General features: G+C 47.9%; 13 protein-coding genes. 10 read left to right on the plus strand and 3 right to left on the minus strand.

Annotated elements, in window-relative coordinates:
* Nucleotides 1-153: 153 nt before the first annotated feature.
* The 5 genes from RJ47_RS01695 (at nt 154) to RJ47_RS01715 (ending at nt 7,913) form a co-directional block, all read left to right on the plus strand.
* Nucleotides 154-1,533 (plus strand): MFS transporter, encoded by a 1,380-nt coding sequence (locus RJ47_RS01695; protein ID WP_039480791.1) that lies wholly within the window; start codon nt 154-156, stop codon nt 1,531-1,533.
* Nucleotides 1,534-1,700: 167 nt separating this feature from the next.
* The gene (gene pyk, locus RJ47_RS01700; protein WP_039480794.1) at nt 1,701-3,155 is read left to right on the plus strand and encodes a pyruvate kinase; all 1,455 of its coding nucleotides are present in this window, start codon (nt 1,701-1,703) and stop codon (nt 3,153-3,155) included.
* 252 nt (nt 3,156-3,407) lie between these two features.
* On the plus strand, nt 3,408-5,156 hold the full coding sequence (locus tag RJ47_RS01705) for a formate--tetrahydrofolate ligase (RefSeq protein ID WP_039480797.1): 1,749 nt from the start codon (nt 3,408-3,410) through the stop codon (nt 5,154-5,156).
* Between the two features lie 138 nt (nt 5,157-5,294).
* On the plus strand, nt 5,295-7,184 hold the full coding sequence (locus RJ47_RS01710) for a DUF294 nucleotidyltransferase-like domain-containing protein (protein ID WP_039480799.1): 1,890 nt from the start codon (nt 5,295-5,297) through the stop codon (nt 7,182-7,184).
* Between the two features lie 9 nt (nt 7,185-7,193).
* Nucleotides 7,194-7,913 carry a 3'-5' exonuclease gene (locus RJ47_RS01715; RefSeq protein ID WP_039480803.1) on the plus strand — a complete coding sequence of 240 codons (720 nt, stop codon included), beginning with the start codon at nt 7,194-7,196 and terminating at the stop codon, nt 7,911-7,913.
* Nucleotides 7,914-7,961: 48 nt separating this feature from the next.
* Here the strand turns inward: RJ47_RS01715 and RJ47_RS01720 are convergent, their stop codons facing one another.
* The gene (locus RJ47_RS01720) at nt 7,962-8,744 is read right to left on the minus strand and encodes a sulfite exporter TauE/SafE family protein (RefSeq protein WP_005473680.1); all 783 of its coding nucleotides are present in this window, start codon (nt 8,742-8,744) and stop codon (nt 7,962-7,964) included.
* Between the two features lie 336 nt (nt 8,745-9,080).
* Between RJ47_RS01720 and RJ47_RS01725 the strand changes: the two genes are divergently transcribed.
* Together RJ47_RS01725 and RJ47_RS01730 are read left to right on the plus strand one after the other, a co-directional pair.
* Nucleotides 9,081-10,058, plus strand: coding sequence for a DUF1852 domain-containing protein (locus RJ47_RS01725; RefSeq protein WP_038188856.1), 978 nt, complete (start codon nt 9,081-9,083; stop codon nt 10,056-10,058).
* A gap of 22 nt (nt 10,059-10,080) precedes the next feature.
* Entirely contained in the window at nt 10,081-11,109 is a 1,029-nt protein-coding gene (locus RJ47_RS01730) for a methionine synthase (RefSeq protein WP_038136528.1), read from the plus strand.
* Between the two features lie 90 nt (nt 11,110-11,199).
* Here RJ47_RS01730 and RJ47_RS01735 read toward each other — a convergent pair whose 3' ends face one another.
* Entirely contained in the window at nt 11,200-13,560 is a 2,361-nt protein-coding gene (locus tag RJ47_RS01735) for a Lon protease family protein (protein WP_038216613.1), read from the minus strand.
* 214 nt (nt 13,561-13,774) lie between these two features.
* Between RJ47_RS01735 and RJ47_RS01740 the strand changes: the two genes are divergently transcribed.
* A complete protein-coding gene (locus RJ47_RS01740; RefSeq protein ID WP_005473676.1) occupies nt 13,775-14,269 on the plus strand; it encodes a hypothetical protein in 495 nt (164 codons plus the stop codon).
* A gap of 18 nt (nt 14,270-14,287) precedes the next feature.
* Nucleotides 14,288-15,910 (plus strand): ABC transporter ATP-binding protein, encoded by a 1,623-nt coding sequence (locus RJ47_RS01745; protein WP_039480805.1) that lies wholly within the window; start codon nt 14,288-14,290, stop codon nt 15,908-15,910.
* A 79-nt stretch (nt 15,911-15,989) separates the two neighbouring features.
* On the opposite strand, the gene RJ47_RS01750 is transcribed toward RJ47_RS01745, so the two are convergent.
* Nucleotides 15,990-16,889: a LysR family transcriptional regulator gene (locus RJ47_RS01750; RefSeq protein ID WP_005473630.1), complete on the minus strand. Its 900-nt coding sequence runs from the start codon at nt 16,887-16,889 to the stop codon at nt 15,990-15,992.
* A gap of 189 nt (nt 16,890-17,078) precedes the next feature.
* Between RJ47_RS01750 and RJ47_RS01755 the strand changes: the two genes are divergently transcribed.
* Nucleotides 17,079-18,770, plus strand: a complete 1,692-nt coding sequence (locus RJ47_RS01755) for an L-lactate permease (RefSeq protein WP_038136521.1) — start codon at nt 17,079-17,081, stop codon at nt 18,768-18,770.
* Nucleotides 18,771-18,852: the final 82 nt, after the last annotated feature.

Genomic DNA, 18,852 nt, shown 5'->3' on the forward strand with positions numbered 1-18,852 from the left:
ATAGATCGGTTAAAAGTGCCATTTTTAACCCAGCCCAATCGTTCATTTGAGTCACTTTTGTCTCAAAAAGTCACTTTTGAGCGTTTTCATTACCTTCTGCATGATGCTCCCGACAACTCATTTACCGTCACACATTCACGGAGTGAAACATTTATGTTTAATTTCTTTAAAACACGTCCGGACTTACCTTTGTCCGATGGTTCGAAAGAAGCCATGCAATCTCGCTTTAAGCGTTACCAATGGCAAGTATTTTTAGGCTTAGTCTTTGGTTATGCCGTTTTCTACGTTGTTCGTATGAGCTTAGGTGTCGTTAAGAAACCGATGCTTGATGCAGGCATCGTAACCATTGAAGAGCTGGGTATTATGGGCTCGGCGTTCTTCTTTACCTATGCGATAGGTAAGTTTTCAAACGGCTTCCTTTCTGACTACGCCAACATTGGCCGCTTTATGTCGTTTTCACTGCTCTTATCAGGTGCAACGGCCGTGGTAATGGGCTTGAACACCGCTGGTTTCTTCTTTGTTCTGCTTTGGGGCTTGAACGGTTGGTTCCAGTCGGTTGGTTCAGCACCATCATGTGTTTCCTTGTTCCAATGGTTCTCGCCAAAACAGCGCGGCTCTCGCTACTCTGTATGGGGCGGTTCACGTAACATTGGTGAAGGTATCACTTGGATCCTAACCGCAACGCTAGTGAGCTACCTAGGCTGGCGTGCAGGCTTCATTGGCGCAGGTATCGCGGCCATTGCAGCAGCACTTTGTATGTTCTTTGCACTTAAAGACCGCCCTCAAACGTACGGTCTACCAGATGCTGCAACAGCATTCGATGAAGAGCCAGAAATCAAGAAAGCAAACGATCCTAAAGAGACACGTCGTGCTCAGATGTTTGTTCTAAAACAGCCTGCGGTATGGCTTATTGCAGCAGCGTGTGCGGCTATGTATGTCTCTCGCTATGCTATGTCTTCTTGGGCAGTGCTTTACCTTCAAGAGTCAAAAGGCTACTCGCTGATTGATGCTGGTTTTGCGATGTCAACGTACCCTATTGCTGGCCTTGCAGGTGCTATTTTGTCCGGTATCGTGTCTGACAAACTGTTCAATGCAAACCGTCATATCCCAACCCTACTTTACGGATTGGCAAACATTGCAGGTATGTGTTTGATGTTCTTTGGTCCAGACAACCGCATTATTGATGCCGTCGCACTTGGATTGATTGGCTTCGCGATCGGTGGCCTTGTGGTCTTCCTAGCGGGTCTAACAGCTTGTGACCTAATGCCGAAGAACGCAGTCGGTGCGGTAAAAGGCTTCATTGGTCTGTTCTCTTATATGGCAGCCTCTGCGCAAGAAGTGGTATCAGCATCGCTTATCACAATCACTGAGGTTGATGGCGTTAAGCACTATGACTTCTCTCAAGCTCAGTACTTCTGGCTAGCGGCAGGTGTTGTGTCACTACTCTTAGCATTGACCGTTTGGAATGCGAAGAAAGTGGTCGATATCGACGAAGAGCAAAACCCTGAGCTAAAAGCTAACCCAGCAAGCTAACAACATACGGGGAGTTCGCTCCCCTTTGGCTGGCGGTCGTCATTCTACTGTGAATGCTCGTCTTAAAGGCTCATATCTATGACGAGTATCTGCCCTGTCAAGGAATACGACCATCAGCCTCCCCTTTTTTAATACCCAATTTCAGTTATGTTGTTAAAGGTAAGGTTATGAACAAAACAAAAATTGTCGCAACAGTTGGCCCAGCAAGCCAAAGCTCACCTGTGTTAGAAGAGATGATCCTCGCTGGTGTGAATGTCGTGCGCCTGAATTTCTCTCACGCCAACCCAGCGGATCACATCGCTACCGCAGCACGAGTGCGAGTGGCCGCCGCCAAATTAGGCAAACACGTTGGTATATTGGTCGACCTTCAAGGTCCTAAGATTCGCATTGCAGGATTTAAAAATGACGCGATTCACCTGAACGCTGGCGACACGTTTATTCTCGATGGGACGCTAGACTCACAATCAGGCGATGAGCAACGTGTCGGTTTGGATTACCCACAACTCATCAAAGACCTCTCACTTGGCAACCAACTGCTGCTTGACGATGGTCGAATCCAACTGGAAGTCTCTGCAATAAACGACGAGAAAACCATGGTCGAGACCAAGGTCATCAATGGCGGAAAACTCTCCAATCGCAAAGGGATCAATTTGCTCGGTGGCGGACTCTCTACCCCTGCCTTAACTGAAAAAGACAAACAAGATATTCAAACCGCCGCTGTGATTGATGCTGAGTTTCTCGCGGTTTCGTTTCCACGCAACGCAGAAGATTTACATGATGCCAGAAAGATCGCTCGCCAAGCAGGTTGCCAAGCGCAAATCGTCGCAAAAATTGAGCGCGCTGAGATCGTTGCTAACCAAGACGCAATGGATAAGGTGATTCAAGCGTCCGACGTCATTATGGTCGCCCGCGGGGACCTTGGCGTAGAAATCGGAGACGCTCGCTTACCACGCGTGCAAAAAACCTTAATTGGCCGTGCAAAACACTTTGGCAAGCCAGTCATTACCGCCACACAAATGATGGAATCCATGATAGAAAACCCGCTGCCAACCCGCGCGGAAGTTATGGATGTCGCCAACGCAGTCATCGACGGCACCGATGCTGTGATGCTCTCCGCTGAATCGGCCACTGGCGCTTACCCTGTCGAGGCCGTAAAAGCGATGGCACGTATCGCGCGCGGCGTTGAGCTGGAAACCGAATGCTCAAGCCAGTGCTGGGAAAACGTTCAACAACTGTGCAGTAGCAGCAGTAAGAGCTTTGCCATCTCTTCGATATTGCTGGCCGCGCGCTCACAACAAAACCTTGGTGTTGCGGTGTTCACAAACAGCGGTGAGACTCCTCTGCTCATGTCTCGTTGCCACAGCAAAGCGGTGATTTGGGCGCTCAGCAATGATGAAAAGCTATTAGCTCGCCTGTCACTGCTGCGTGGTGTCGAGCCCGTTTACGCCTCGGTAGAGGACCGCGACCTATCCGATACGGTATTGGATATCCTCGATAAGCCGATCCGTGATAGCGGCATTCATTCGCTGCTGATCTCGCGTTTTGAGTCCGTTGAAGGTTCAGGCGACATCAACATCAGCCGTTTGATTACGATTGCCAACAAAGAGTCGGTTGCCGCTTAAGATTTCTCCTCCTTAGATATTTATATCTAATCACCCTCCCCCATCCTTGCTCCACAGGGAAACTTAGGGATTTGGCCTACCTTTACGGTAGGTCCTTTTTTTCTCGGTGCTGTCTCTTTACGTTCCATCATGGTCCGATTTCAGTTAAAGTCGACATCAAACTAAAACTATCGCTTTACAACGTACTATTTAACGTTATTATCCTTCCGCAAACGTTTGCCTTACTATTTGTGTGTGTTTTTAGAGGGTTTTATGCTGTCCGATATCGAGATCTGCCGTACGACATCACTGCTGCCTATATCTGAGGTTGCTCAACAAGCTGGTTTACTAGAATCAGACTTCCACAGCCAAGGAAAATACAAGGCCAAAATTTCCCTTGATAGCCTGAAGCGCCTGTCAAACCGCGATAGCGGAAAGTTGGTTCTTGTCACCGCCATTACCCCCACGCCACTTGGCGAAGGTAAAACGGTCACAACCATTGGCCTAGCTCAGGGCATTGCCAAATTAAATCACTCAGTGATGGCGTGTATTCGCCAGCCCTCGATGGGCCCCGTTTTTGGCGTGAAAGGCGGTGCAGCGGGCGGTGGTTACTCGCAAGTCGCCCCGATGGAAGAGCTAAACCTGCACCTTACTGGTGATATCCATGCCGTGACTGCGGCGCACAATTTGGCTGCGGCCGCAATTGACGCGCGCATCTATCACGAACAACGCCAAGGCTATAAAGACTTTGAGCAACGCACGGAGATGAAAGCGCTCAAGATCGATCCAAAACGCGTCGTTTGGAAACGCGTGATGGACCACAATGATCGTGCTCTACGCATGGTCACTGTGGGTCGCAACGAACCTAATAAAACCATTAACGGTTTTGAGCGTGAAGATGGCTTCGATATTTCCGCTGCATCTGAGCTAATGGCTATCCTTGCCCTTGCCTCTGACCTAAAAGATCTTCGTGCTCGCATTGGCCGTATTGTTGTCGCTTCCGATATTGATGGTAACCCGATTACAACGGAAGATTTGCAAGTCGCCGGTGCGATGGCAGTAAGCATGAAAGAGGCGATCGAGCCAACGCTCATGCAAACGCTTGAAGGCGTACCAACATTAATCCACGCTGGTCCATTCGCCAACATCGCCCACGGCAACTCTTCAATTATCGCCGATAACATCGCGACCAAGTTGGGTGAATTCACGGTCACTGAAGGCGGCTTCGGCTCCGACATGGGCTTTGAGAAAGCGTGTAACATCAAAGCGCAAATGTCACAGAAATCGCCAGATTGTGCGGTTATCGTCGCAACCCTTCGCGGCCTAAAAGCAAACTCCGGTCTTTATGACTTAAAGCCTGGCCAACCAATACCTGACTCTCTATTTAATGACGACCAAGATGCACTCGTTGCAGGTTTCGAAAATCTTAAATGGCATATCAACAACGTCAGCAAATATGGTGTCCCTGCGGTGGTCGCGATTAATCGCTTCCCGCAAGATAGCGATGAAGAGCTGCAAGCCCTTAAAGCGATGATCGAGTCGTTACCTAACGAGGTTGAAGTGGCTATCAGTGAAGGTTTTGCCAAAGGTGGAGAAGGAACGGTAGAACTTGCCAAGAAAGTGATCGCCCAATGCGAAAAACAGGTCACATTCACTCCTCTGTACGCATTCAGCCAAACCACGGAAGAGAAACTGATGGCGGTAGCTGAAGTGGGTTACGGGGCAGCCGGTGTGACACTTAGCTATCAAGCTCGCAAACAGCTTGATGAACTCAAAGCGCACGGATTCGATAACCTAGCAGTTTGCCTTGCGAAATCGCCACTATCCATTTCAACCAATGGCAGTATTAAGGGCGCGCCATCAGGGTTTGATGTGCCAATCCGCGAACTTCGTCTATGTGCAGGCGCCGGCTTTGTTTATGCGCTGTGTGGCAACGTCATGACCATGCCGGGCTTGCCAGAAAAACCCGCCTTTATGAACCTTGATCTTGATGATGACGGCAACATCATTGGCTTAAGTTGATTACAATTTAAACCGCAGTTCGAGGCTAAGTAGTTAAAACTTAGCCTCTTTTTTATCCTCATTTCCGCTCTCTCCATGCAGTTGGCCTCGATATCATGTACCATTGGTACATCACTTCGCGAAAAACTGGAACTCTTCATGGAAGCAGAACTACTGGAAATCAAAAACTTCCTCGCCCAACACCCGCCTTTCGACGAACTTGAAGATGACGTACTTAATTTCGTCACTAAGCATGTTGAAATCTCTTATTTCCGAGAAGATACCCCTGTGATTCATTTTGGTGATGAAATCCATGACCTTTATATGGTTCGCAGCGGAGTCGTCGAAGTGTATCGACGCAAAGGCGAGCTCTACAATCGACTTGATGAAGGGGCGTTGTTCGGGCAGATGGGACTGCTAACCAACAACAAAGTCCGTTTTCCCGCAAAAGCGATTAAAGACACGCTGCTTTACTGTATTCCAGAAGCGGTCTTTCAAGAGTTGTATGAAAAGCACGAAACCTTTGCCGACTTCGTCGAAGTTGAAGATAACGCCCGATTGCGCCAAGCGGTATCGAGCAATAACGAGCAAAATGACTTAACGACGTCTAAAGTGCGCACCCTACTCAGCGGTGAAGCGCCTTTTGTTATCAAAACAGAGTCGATCCAAAATGCGGCTATTAAGATGGCGGATGAAAACGTCTCATCTTTGCTCATTATCGACCCAGATGTTCTCGAAGATGACGAAGATGACAACAATCCGCTCGTCGGCATCATTACTGACCGCGACCTTTGTACCCGCGTGCTTGCACAAGGTTTAGACCCGAATGACGAAGTTTCGAGCGTCATGACCACCGAAGTGATCTCGCTCGACCATAACGCTTACGTTTACGAAGCCATGCTCACAATGCTTCGCTACAACGTGCATCACCTTCCAGTATTAAAAGACAAAAAACCGATTGGTATCATTGAAGCTACCGATATAGTTCGCTACGAATCACAAAACTCACTGCTGTTGGTCAGTAGCATCTTCCAACAACAATCGATAGAGGAGTTGGCGGCACTCTCTGAACAAGTAAAAGACAGCTTTGTCCGATTAGTAAACGAAGACGCCAACTCTCACATGGTCGGCAGCGCAATGTCGGTGATTGGCCGAAGCTTTAAGCAGCGCATCATTGAACTTGCAGAAGAAGAGCTGGGTGAACCACCCATCCCATACTGTTTTGTTGCTTTAGGGTCGATGGGACGCGACGAACAATTGCTGGTCACGGATCAAGATAACGCCATCATTCTTGATAATACCTTTGTCAAACAAGAACACGATGCCTATTTTGCAGAGTTAGCCAAACGCGTTTGTGATGGCTTAGACAAATGCGGCTATACCTACTGTACTGGTGACATCATGGCGACCAACCCAGATTGGCGCATGACACGCACCGAGTGGGAAGAGTGCTTCGCCGATTGGATTGACAACCCGAACCCGAAAGCGCTGCTCAACGCTTCAATTTTCTTCGACCTTGATGGCGTTTATGGTCGCCTTAAATGGGCAGAGCAGCTGAACGGATTTATTGTCCGCCGCGCTAGAAAGAACAATCGCTTCCTCGCGTGTTTGGCTCGAAATGCCATGAACCGAACGCCGCCTTTAGGCTTTTTCAAAGACTTTGTCATGGAAAAAGATGGCCAGCACAAAAACTCTATCAATTTGAAACGACGTGGCACCGCCCCACTGGCGGATCTTATTCGCGTTCACGCGTTAGCGGTTGGCTCACGCTCTAAGAACTCGTTCGAACGCTTAGACGACATTCAGGAAGCAGGCATTTTGCCGAAAGGAAAAGCTCGCGACCTGAGCGACGCGCTGGAGTTTATCTCCATGGTGCGTATTCGCCACCAAGCATTCGATGTTGAGAATCAGATCGATCCGGACAACAACATAGAGCCTGAAAACCTGTCTGATTTCGAGCGTCGTAACCTTAAAGACGCGTTCCAGATCTTAAGCAATGCGCAGAACTTCCTTAAATTCCGCTATCAAGCCAGTAACAACTTCAAGTAAGAGGCGACAATGATCAAACGAATTATGACGCCGCCGAGTATAGACTGGCCAATGAAGTTCAAACGCAAACTGGAATCGGTTCAGCATCCCGAACTGCGCGAATACTATCAAGCCGGTGTGGTTGACGCGCAAACGCCTCTCGACGAGGTCACTTTTTTGGCAATGGATTTTGAAACCACAGGGCTAGATTCTGAGCAAGATGACATCATCACCATTGGTACGGTCCCTTTCACGCTCAACCGAGTGTTGATTAACCAAGCCAAACACTGGACGGTTCGTCCTCGGAAACAACTTGAAGAAGACTCAGTGATCATCCACGGCATCACCCACTCAGATGTCTTGGATGCGCCTGATTTAAGTGAAGTGTTCGCTGAGATATTGGCGCAAATGCAAGGGCGAATTGTGGTCGTCCATTATCAGCGAATAGAGAGAGAGTTTTTTAACCGAGCGCTACTTACCCGTATCAATGAAGGGATCGAATTTCCCGTCGTTGACACCATGCAACTCGAAACCTTAGTCCAACAAAAATCCAACGGTGGGCTTTTAAATCGATTAAAGGGGCGCAAACCGGCTTCAGTTAGACTTAGTGCGAGCCGCTCTCGCTACGGTTTACCACAATACACTCCGCACCATGCGCTCACAGATGCCGTGGCCACCGCTGAGCTATTGCAGGCACAAATCGCTTATCACTACGAGCGTAACACGCCAATCAACCATATTTGGCTTTAACCCACTCTGCCAAGCAAACCGTTCGATTGCTTGGCAGAACGAAGAGCGTTAGCTAAGCGCCATGTTGGTTGCCATCGCAAGCAAGAGTGCCGCGAAGATTTTCTTAATAACCGCAACGGGCAAGGATTGCGTTGCTTTCGCCCCAAGCGGCGCAGTAAACCAAGAGGTACAAACGATGCCAAACAGTGCTGGCAAGTAGACAAAGCCCGCAAACCCATCGCTAAGGGCAAAGTCAGCACTGCCTGAGGTGATATAGCCAACAGAACCGCTCAGCGCGATGACAATCCCACACGCCGATGCGCAGCCAATGGCTTTTTTCATATCGACAGAGAAAAAGGTTAACAAAGGCACCAACAACGCACCGCCACCGATCCCAATCATTGCCGACAAACCACCAGTCAACGTGGTTAACACCGTCAGTAACCCTTTATTTGGCATAGCGCGCTCTGTCGAGTTGTCCCCTTTGCCACCAAACAACATTTTAAGGGCGATAAGCACAACGCTGACAGCAAATACAATGCGCACCACCTGCTCAGGTAGTAGCGCGGCCAGAAAACCACTCACAAGCGCACCAAGAGCCACACCAGTCATAATCCACGGCGCCAATTCCCATGGCACATTACCATTTCGATGATGGGCAAGCGCCGAAGAGGTGGAAGTAAACAGAATCGACGCGAGGGAGGTTGCGATCGCACAGATCACCACCTGCTCTGCAGGCAAGACTTGGAAGTGCAACAAAATCACGCTCAGTATCGGCACAATCACTAACCCACCGCCAATACCGAGTAATCCGGCTAAGAAACCTACGCCGCTGCCTAACAACGCACACATCACCACTAATAACACTATGTCATTCACTGCTTCACCTTTATTTGTTTATCGCGGCGACGATTAAAACGATTCCATTCGCCGTTTGTAGCACATCAATATATCCCTTCACGGTTCGGAATAAACATGAATTTTTCTCATATTGAATGTGAAGGATTTCCGCTGTTATTAACCTGCTGTTCAACGGTATAACTCAATCAACGCTCAAAATACCCATGACGCTCAATAGAATCACCAAACAAAATACGGGTAGAGCGCGAGAAATATAACAAGGAATATCTCGCAGCGAGCAAAATTATAAATCAGCTTTCATCTCAGGAAATAGGATCGCAGACCGCCATGAGTACAGATTTCAACTTTACGATTAAAAGCATCAGCCTTGACGAACATTATCAACCAGCAGATAGCACTCGAATCACCACCAATTTTGCCAACTTGGCACGTGGGGAAAGCCGCCAAGCCAACCTTCGTAATGCGTTAAAGATGATCGATAACCGTTTCAATGCCTTAGCACACTGGGATAACCCAAACGGTGACCGTTACTCAGTGGAACTCGAGATTGTCTCTGTCGATATGGACGTGGTTGAAGGCGACGAAAGTTTCCCTTCAATCGAAGTGCTAAAGACATATATCGTCGATCATAAAACCAATGAGCGTATTGAAGGCATCGTAGGAAATAACTTCTCTTCCTACGTTCGTGATTACGACTTTAGCGTTCTTCTTCTCGACCATAATAAAGATCAACCGCAATTCACGGTGCCAGATAATTTCGGCGACCTCCACGGTAAGCTGTTTAAATATTTTGTCGACTCTTCAACTTACAAGCAGCACTTTAATAAACCGCCAGTCATTTGCTTAAGTGTTTCAGACAATAAAACCTATTTCCGCACTGAAAACCAGCATCCAGTATTGGGTTACGAGTACCAACCTAACGAATCTTCGTTAACGGAACAATATTTCCAAAAAATGGGGCTGCAAGTGCGCTACTTTATGCCACCAAATAGTGTTGCTCCGTTTGCATTCTACTTTTTTGGTGACTTGTTAAATGACTACACGAACTTGGAGTTAATCAGCACCATCAGCACAATGGAAACATTCCAAAAAATCTATCGTCCAGAGATCTACAACGCGAATGCGGTTGCGGGGAAATGCTACAAACCGAATCTGAAAAACTCAGACCACTCTGTGACTCAAATTGTCTATGACCGAGTAGAACGAAGCCAGTTGGCAGTGCAACAAGGCAAGTTCGCTGAAGAACATTTCATCAAACCTTACCAATCGATCCTCGAGAATTGGTCGGCAAACTACGCGTTATAACTCATTTACGGTGGCATTGATTATGAAAACTCTATTACCAACTTCAACCGCGGGCAGTTTGCCAAAACCCTCTTGGCTGGCTCAACCAGAAACGCTTTGGTCTCCTTGGAAATTGGAAGGCGATGAACTCGTTAGCGGAAAACAAGATGCGCTCAACTTATCACTGCACGATCAACAACGCGCAGGGATAGATATTGTCAGTGACGGAGAGCAGACTCGACAACACTTTGTCACAACCTTTATCGAACACCTCGACGGCGTAGACTTCGAGCAGCGCAAAACCGTGACGATTCGCAATCGCTACGAAGCCAGCGTACCTAGCGTGGTTGGCCCGGTATCAAGGCCAAAGTCGGTGTTTGTTGAAGACGCAAAGTACTTGCGTCAGCAAACCGATAAACCGATCAAGTGGGCGCTTCCTGGCCCTATGACGATGATCGATACGCTCTACGATGATCACTATCAGAGCCGCGAAAAACTAGCATGGGAATTTGCAAAAATTCTCAACCAAGAGGCCAAGGAACTAGAGGCGGCTGGCGTTGATATTATCCAGTTTGATGAGCCTGCCTTTAACGTCTTTTTTGATGACGTCAACGACTGGGGCATTGCTTGTCTGGAGCGCGCCATTGAAGGCTTGAAGTGTGAGACCGCGGTGCATATCTGTTACGGATACGGCATTAAAGCCAATACGGATTGGAAGAAAACTCTAGGCTCAGAATGGCGTCAATATGAAGAGGTCTTTCCGAAACTACAACAGTCCAACATCGACATCATCTCTTTGGAGTGTCACAACTCACGGGTTCCTGTGGAGCTACTTGAGCTAGTGCGTGGTAAGAAGGTAATGGTTGGCGCGATTGATGTCGCGACCAACGAAATTGAAACGCCCGAGGAAGTGGCAAACACACTGCGCGAAGCACTCAAGTATGTAGATGCCGACAAACTTTACCCATGTACTAACTGTGGTATGGCGCCCCTTGCTCGCGACGTTGCCTCGGCGAAACTCAGTGCACTCAGCGAAGGTGCCGCCATCGTGCGCAAAGAGTTAACGGAATAGAAAAACAATCGCACTTATCGGGATAAAAAATGCCAGTTCAATCATTGAACTGGCATTTCATTTTAGGGTTGTTTATCTAAGCGAGAAACACTATTTGCGCAATGCATTTAACTTCGCTTGCGCGATACCGAAAATGGTGTCTATTGGATAACTGCCCTCCTCACTCGGCTCACCCGCAGGTTTGCCCATAAAGAGCTCAATCGCCTCAGTGACATGGTCAATCGCCCAAATGTGGAACTCGCCCTTCTCGACGGCTTTAACTACGTCTGGCCTTAGCATCAAGTTATGCATGTTTGAACGTGGAATGATCACCCCTTGTTCATTGCTGCGACCTTTAATGCCACAGACATCAAAGAAGCCCTCGATCTTCTCATTCACCCCACCAATCGGTTGAGACTCGCCAAACTGGTTCATCGAGCCAGTAATTGCAATGTCTTGGCGATTCGGTTGTTTGGAGAATGCCGATACCACTGCGCAAAACTCCGCCATGCTCGCGCTATCACCATCGACGCCACCGTAAGACTGCTCAAACGTAATGGTGGTATTGAGCGGCACTTTGGCCGTTTTACCAAACACCGATGACAAGTAGGCACTTAAAATCATCACCCCTTTCGAGTGAATACTGCCACCCAGATCGACGCTGCGTTCAATGTCTATCACATCACCGTCGCCATAACAGGTCGTCGCGGTAATTCGGTTTGGTGCACCAAACATGTATTCGCTGGTACTGAGCACCGACAACGCATTGACTTGACCGACCGCTTGCCCCTCTGTTTGTAGAAGCGTTGTTCCGTTAATGAAACCTTCCATCACGGTATCTTTCAAACGGCTGACTCGCAGTTCCTGATTGGACAATGCTTCTTCAACATGATTTGAGCGAATCATGTTTGAGTTGGCTTGCCGAGCGACGTAGTTTGATTCACGCAGTAAGTTAGCGATGTTGGCAGAATGCAAAGAGAGCTTAGTCTGGTCACCTGCAAGGCGAGAACTGTGCTCAATGATGCGTGCAATGGCTTTCTTATCGCAATGCAGCATATTGTTGTCATTGACGACACTAGATATAAAGCGCGCATACTGAAGCTCAGCCTCAGGACAACGAGGCATTTCATCCTCGAAGTCTGCCGTCACACGAAATAGCTCGCTGAACTCTGGATCATAGTGCTGCAGAAGTTGGTAGGTACGATAGTCACCAAACAAGATGATTTTCACATCCAATGGGATCGGTTCAGGGTCCAGTGAAACCGCCCCTGTTAGCGTCACCTCTTTCTCCAGTGAAGAAAAACTTAACTGACGCGCACGCAGCGCTCGCTTTAAGCCATCCCAAACATAAGGCTGCTCAAGCACCTTCTGAGCATCCATCAGTAATACTCCGCCATTGGCCTTATGCAAGCTACCGGGGCGAATCAGTGAGAAATCCGTAAACACGGTGCCTTTAAAGGTTGCCGTTTCTACGTAACCAAACAATGAGTGATAGTTCGGGTTCTCTTCTACAACAATAGGAAAATCGCTGTCTTTACGGCTTACAAGGACGTTAACCTTGTATCGGCGCGGTAATTTCTTATCCAAAGAAGCGGTCGCTACTTCACCTTGCTCTGCGCTTTGCTCAAGAAAAATATCAGCGTTATCGACAATATCTTGCTGCAGTTCAGTCAGGTAAGTTTTGATTTCTGAGTAGCCAGAGTAATCTTTTTTGAGCTGCTTAATAAAATGAGTGATCACGTCTAGCGTCACGTCATCATTCAACTTTTTGATTTTCTCGCTGTAGGCTTCTTCCCATTCCGTCAACTGGCGAACCATGTTGCGCAGTTGCACTTCAAGATCGTCAATCGCGGCGCCAAAGTGCTCTTGCTCTTTTTTGCTTAATGCATCAAACGATTCTTCGCTGTGCAGTTCTTCGCCATTCATCGCAACAAACTGGTAGTCACCTTGGCTGGTGATGGTCAGACTGATGCCTTTGGCTTTTGCCTCTTTAGTGATTTGTGCGAGCTCTGCCTCTTGTTTGGTCGCCAACTGGTTTTTTAGACGGTCAGCTCGGCTGTAGTAGAGTTCATTGTCGAACGCGAGTGGCATCGCATTGAGCAGCTTCGAAACTAACTTTTCAATGTCTTGCTTTAACTTGCTGCCAACACCGCAAGGTAATTTCAAGACCTTCGGAGTTCGAATATCTTCAAAGTTCGCCACGTAACACCAGTCGAACAGCTCGTTCGCATCATGTTGGTGTCGGTTTAAATAACGTAAGATCATCGTACGTTTGCCAAGACCATTTTGGCCGATCGCGTAGATGTTGTAGCCCTTTTCCTTAATGGACATAGCAAATTCTACCGCTTTCTGAGCACGTTCTTGACCTACAATTTCATCGATGGGTGCCAACTCTTTGGTTGATTTGCTCGGCAGGGTTTCTAACTCTGCGGCATGGTATAGCTGGCTCGCTTCTAGTCGCTGAATCGCCATATCCTCGTTCCTTGTTGTTGTTCTTATTGGGTCTCTATTGCCTTAGTTTAGGACATATTTAGTTATAATTTAGTGACTTAGGCAGAAATTGAATCTGTTCGGTCAAATAACCATCAATCATAAGCCAACATTGCGATCAAATGATAATTATTTGCAATCGTAAATAAATTGCATTTAAATATGCTCCATCAAGAATTTGGTGGAGTAAACACACATGGATCTACAACAATGTTGGACGCATTACCTAAAAGCGGAACAATTGCTGGAACAAGGCCACTGGCCAGAAGCCCATTATCTGTACGATCAAGTGCTTTCTCATTTGCCCCACCATATTCAATCTGCAATGGACTGCGAAGAGACCAAGCCCTGCCAATTCAGTTGTTTGCTCACTGGTTTGCGAGACGCTGCAGTGTCCCAGTCAGAGATTCTCAACAAAATGGGCCAGCATCAACGTGCATTTGACCTATTGAACCAGAGCTATGCGCTCCTTCAGTTTATGTCCATTGAAACATCCGATTTGGTGAAAGCGACTCACCATATTTTGGAAAAAAATAGCGATGAGCTTCTTCGTCACATGGGGGCATTTTGCACCGCGCAACGCAATGCGCAGTGGATGCTTGAGTATGAACAAGTACAAAAAGCACACCATCACTTCGCCGCGTTGAAATCTTTTCATGGCGCTTCGGAGAGCTCTCGCGTCATAAATTAAAACTATAAAGGAATACACATGTCACAGACGCCAATACTAAAGGTGAAGAACCTTTCAGTTAGCTTTACCACCAACGATGGCATCGTTGATGCGGTTAAGGATGTGAACTTTGAACTGTTTAAAGGTGAAACACTGGCCATTGTTGGGGAATCCGGCAGCGGTAAATCCGTTTCATCCAATGCACTGATGCAATTATTGCCGAACAATTCGATTGTTCATTCACAATCAAGCATCGTGTTTGAAGGTGAAGAGCTGCTTGATAAATCGGAAGTCGCGATGCAATCCATTCGTGGCGATCGTATCGGTATGATTTTCCAAGAGCCAATGACCTCGCTAAATCCATACATGCGCGTCGGTATCCAAGTAGCCGAAGCGATTATGTGCCATCGCCCTGTCTCCCGCTCTCAAGCAAAGGCGAAGGTTCTTGAGCTATTTGACTTAGTTCACCTGCCAAATATCGAGCAAGCCTACACCAAATACCCTCATGAGTTTTCTGGCGGTCAGCTGCAACGCATCATGATTGCGATGGCGTTGATCAACGAGCCAGACATCTTGATCGCCGACGAGCCGACCACCGCTCTTGATGTGACGGTTCAGGCAGAAGTGCTTAATCTGATTAAAGAGATTCAAAGCAAACTCGGCATGGCGATCTTGTTTATCACTCACGACCTCGGTGTCGTAAAACACCTTGCGGATCGTGTGGTGGTGATGTGTAAAGGTGATGTAGTCGAAGAAGGTGAATGCCAAGCGCTATTTGCCAATCCACAGCACGACTACACCAAAATGCTGATCAATTCGATCCCTCGCGGCGGCAAAGACCCAATTGAAGACAACGCGCCGGCTCTACTAAAAGCCGACGATATTCGCGTCAAGTTCTTAATTAAGTCGCACTTTATTCAGAGCAAAAACCAGTACTTCGAAGCGGTAAAAGGCATTTCACTCGAACTTAAGCAGGGTGAAACCTTGGGTATTGTGGGTGAGTCTGGTTCAGGTAAATCTACGTTAGGGCGTGCCTTAATTGGCCTACTCCCAAGTAGCGGGACGATTCACTTTAAAGGGCAAGACGTCGGTCAATTGAGCGAAAAGCAACGTTTTGAGTTAAAGAAAGATGTGCAGATGGTGTTCCAAGACCCATACGGCTCGCTTTCTCCTCGTATGACCATTGGTGAAATCATCACTGAAGGGCTAACCGTCCACCAGCCAACCATGACAAAGTCAGAGCGAATGCAACGTGCACGTAAAGCGCTGGAAGAAGTACGTTTGGATCCTCACTCCATCAACCGCTACCCTCACGAGTTTTCCGGGGGTCAACGCCAGCGTATTGCGATTGCACGCGCGCTGATTCTGGAGCCTTCTTTCATTCTGCTTGATGAGCCAACATCTGCATTGGACCGCTCTGTTCAGTTAACGGTGATTGACCTGCTTAAAGACATTCAGAAGAAGCACAATATCGGTTTCTTGTTTATCAGCCATGACTTGAGTGTGGTCAAAGCACTTTCTGATCGCGTGCTCGTGATGCAAAAAGGTGAGGTTATGGAACAGGGAACTGCGGATGAAATCTTCCACCATCCGAAAAACGATTACACCAAAAAGCTGATTGCGGCATCATTTGACTTGGACGAATCCGAAGAAGCCGCCTAAGCTTACTCTATCAGTTCGGTTTGGCCGCCGACTTATCGCCGATGCATGGATGCATCGGCGTTTTTCTTTTCAGGGCTGATTAAAAGTAATGTGAAATAGCTAAATAGCGTGCGCGGATATGTTCAATCAGCAGTTTTACTTTATTGGGGGGTTGACGGGTAAACGGATAGACGGCGTAAATGCCTAATCGCTTTCCTACCTGCTCTGGAAACAGATCCACCAGTTGGCCATTGCGAATGTCGTGATACACCAAGCATCGTGGTACATAAGCAATGCCATGGCCACCCAAAGCAGCTTTCCTCAGTGCGGTGGCGTTGTCTGTTGAAAACGAACCGGACACGCGAACAATGTAATTGCCCTCTTTTCCTTTAAACTCCCATTCACTCGCCCCTGTGGTTTGGTAAGCGTATTGCAAACAGTTGTGCTGAGTTAAGTCTTCAGGTTTCACTGGCTTACTGTTTCGTGCCACATACGCAGGCGACGCGCACACTACCCATTGCGAGTCGAGAATATGTCGAGCGATCAGGCTTGAGTCTTCCAAATACCCTGTGCGAATCACCAAATCATACCCGCCCTCAACTAGGTCGACGAAACGGTTATCTAGTGACATATCAACGCTCAGGCCAGGGTGCGTGTTGCAAAATTCGGCGACCGCATCGGCTAAAATCAAATCACCTGAAATGGTCGGCACCGACATCTTGATGTGACCGCTGATGTTTTCACCAAAGCCTGAAACCGCATCCATAGCCTCCAAAGTGGCTTGCTTCACATTTTTAGCCCCATGCGTCAGCGCTTTGCCCGCCTCAGTCAGCGTTAATTTACGCGTTGTGCGATATAATAACTGAACGCCCAACTCTTCTTCCAAACGTGCTATTCGTTTGCTAACTACCGAATTTGTAAGGTTATTTGTTTCAGCTACCTTACTAAAGCTGCCCATTTCCACGACTTGAGAAAACAGAATTAAGTCATCTGCGCGCATTGATTATGTCATTTTTGGAATTAATTATTTTCATTATTTCCCTATATCAATAAAAAATAAAGGGGTAAATTCACCTCGAATTAACACAATTATCACAAATATAAAATCTAAGAGACTCTTTAGAGCCCGGATTTAACAAGTCATCCCTAGCAAAACGTGAAGGGATTATGCCTGTACGAGGATGTACCAATGAGTGAAACTTTACTTGCCCTAGTGGCCTTCTCACCAATCGTGGTGGCTGCCATATTACTTGTCGGCCTTAATTGGCCAGCCAAACGCGCGATGCCTGTCGCATTTGGATTAACCGTTATCATTGCCCTATTTGGGTGGGACATGTCGACCACACGCGTTTTAGCGTCTGTTTTTCAAGGGCTAGGCATCACTGTCGCGGTCTTATGGATTGTGTTTGGCGCCATCTTCCTACTCAATACGCTTAAACACACCGGCGCAATCACCACCATTCGCAACGGGTTTACTAACATCTCACCTGACCGCCGTGTTCAGGCCATCATCATCGCTTGGTGCTTTGGCTCGTTTATTGAAGGCGCATCAGGTTTTGGTACGCCAGCAGCGATTGCGGCGCCACTGTTAGTCGCGATCGGATTCCCAGCTCTCGCCGCGGTTTTAATGGGTATGATGATTCAATCGACGCCTGTTTCCTTTGGCGCAGTAGGCACCCCTATCATCGTTGGGGTAAACAAAGGTCTTGATACGCACAATATCTCTGAAGCGCTACTCGCGAATGGCTCCACTTGGGATGCCTACTTACAACAAATTACCTCAAGCGTTGCGATGATTCACGCCACCGTAGGTACGCTAATTCCAGTACTAATGGCAATGATGCTGACGCGCTTCTTCGGCAAAAACAAGAGCTGGACAGAAGGGCTAGACATTCTACCGTTTGCTATTTTTGCGGGCTTAGCCTTTACCATTCCGTATGCACTAACGGGTGTTTTCCTCGGTGCGGAGTTCCCATCACTGATTGGCGGTTTGGTTGGACTTTCTATCGTCGTATCTGCGGCAAAACGTGGCTTCTTGGTACCTAAAACAACATGGGACTTTGAGAAAGAAGATAAGTGGCCAGCAGAATGGTTGGGCTCACTGAAGATTGATCTAGAAGACAGCAAGAGCAAGCCGATGAGTATGGTCATGGCGTGGTTCCCATACGTGCTATTGGCTGTGGTCCTGGTTGCGAGCCGCGTCAGCGCCGATTTCAAAGCGATGCTAACCAGCGTAAGCCTATCGTTTAGCAATATTTTGGGCGAAACCGGTATCAGCACTGCCATTCAACCCCTTTACCTACCAGGTGGCATCCTAGTCTTCGTCGCGCTTATCGCTGTATTGCTTCAAGCACGTAGCGCTGCTCCGCTTGCAAAAGCGTTTGGCGAATCGAGCAAAACCTTGATTGGTGCAGGCTTTGTATTGGTCTTCACTATTCCTATGGTGCGCATCTTCATCAACTCTGGCGTCAATGGCGCTGACTTAGCCAGTATGCCAGTCACAACCGCCAACTTTGCCGCTGGCCTCGTAGGTGAAGCCTTCCCAGCGTTGAGCGCGACCGTCGGTGCATTAGGCGCTTTCATTGCAGGCTCAAACACGGTGTCCAACATGATGTTTAGCCAGTTCCAATTTGAAGTTGCGCAGACACTCTCTATCTCTAGTGCGGTTGTAGTAGCACTTCAAGCGGTTGGCGCAGCAGCGGGTAACATGATCGCGATTCACAATGTGGTTGCTGCATCAGCAACGGTGGGACTACTGGGCCGCGAAGGTGCGACGCTACGCAAAACGGTTATCCCAACGTTCTACTACTTAGTCCTGACTGGCGTCATTGGTTTAATTGCCATTTATGGCCTAAACATTACGGACGCACTGGTTAAATAAATCCACGGCGTTAATACTCATCCCCTGACAAGAACGGCACTAGTGTCACTCCAAGCGAGTATTAACGCCACCCTAAACAGTT

The organism is Vibrio sinaloensis (genome assembly GCF_000808535.1).
Taxonomy (GTDB): domain Bacteria; phylum Pseudomonadota; class Gammaproteobacteria; order Enterobacterales; family Vibrionaceae; genus Vibrio; species Vibrio sinaloensis_D.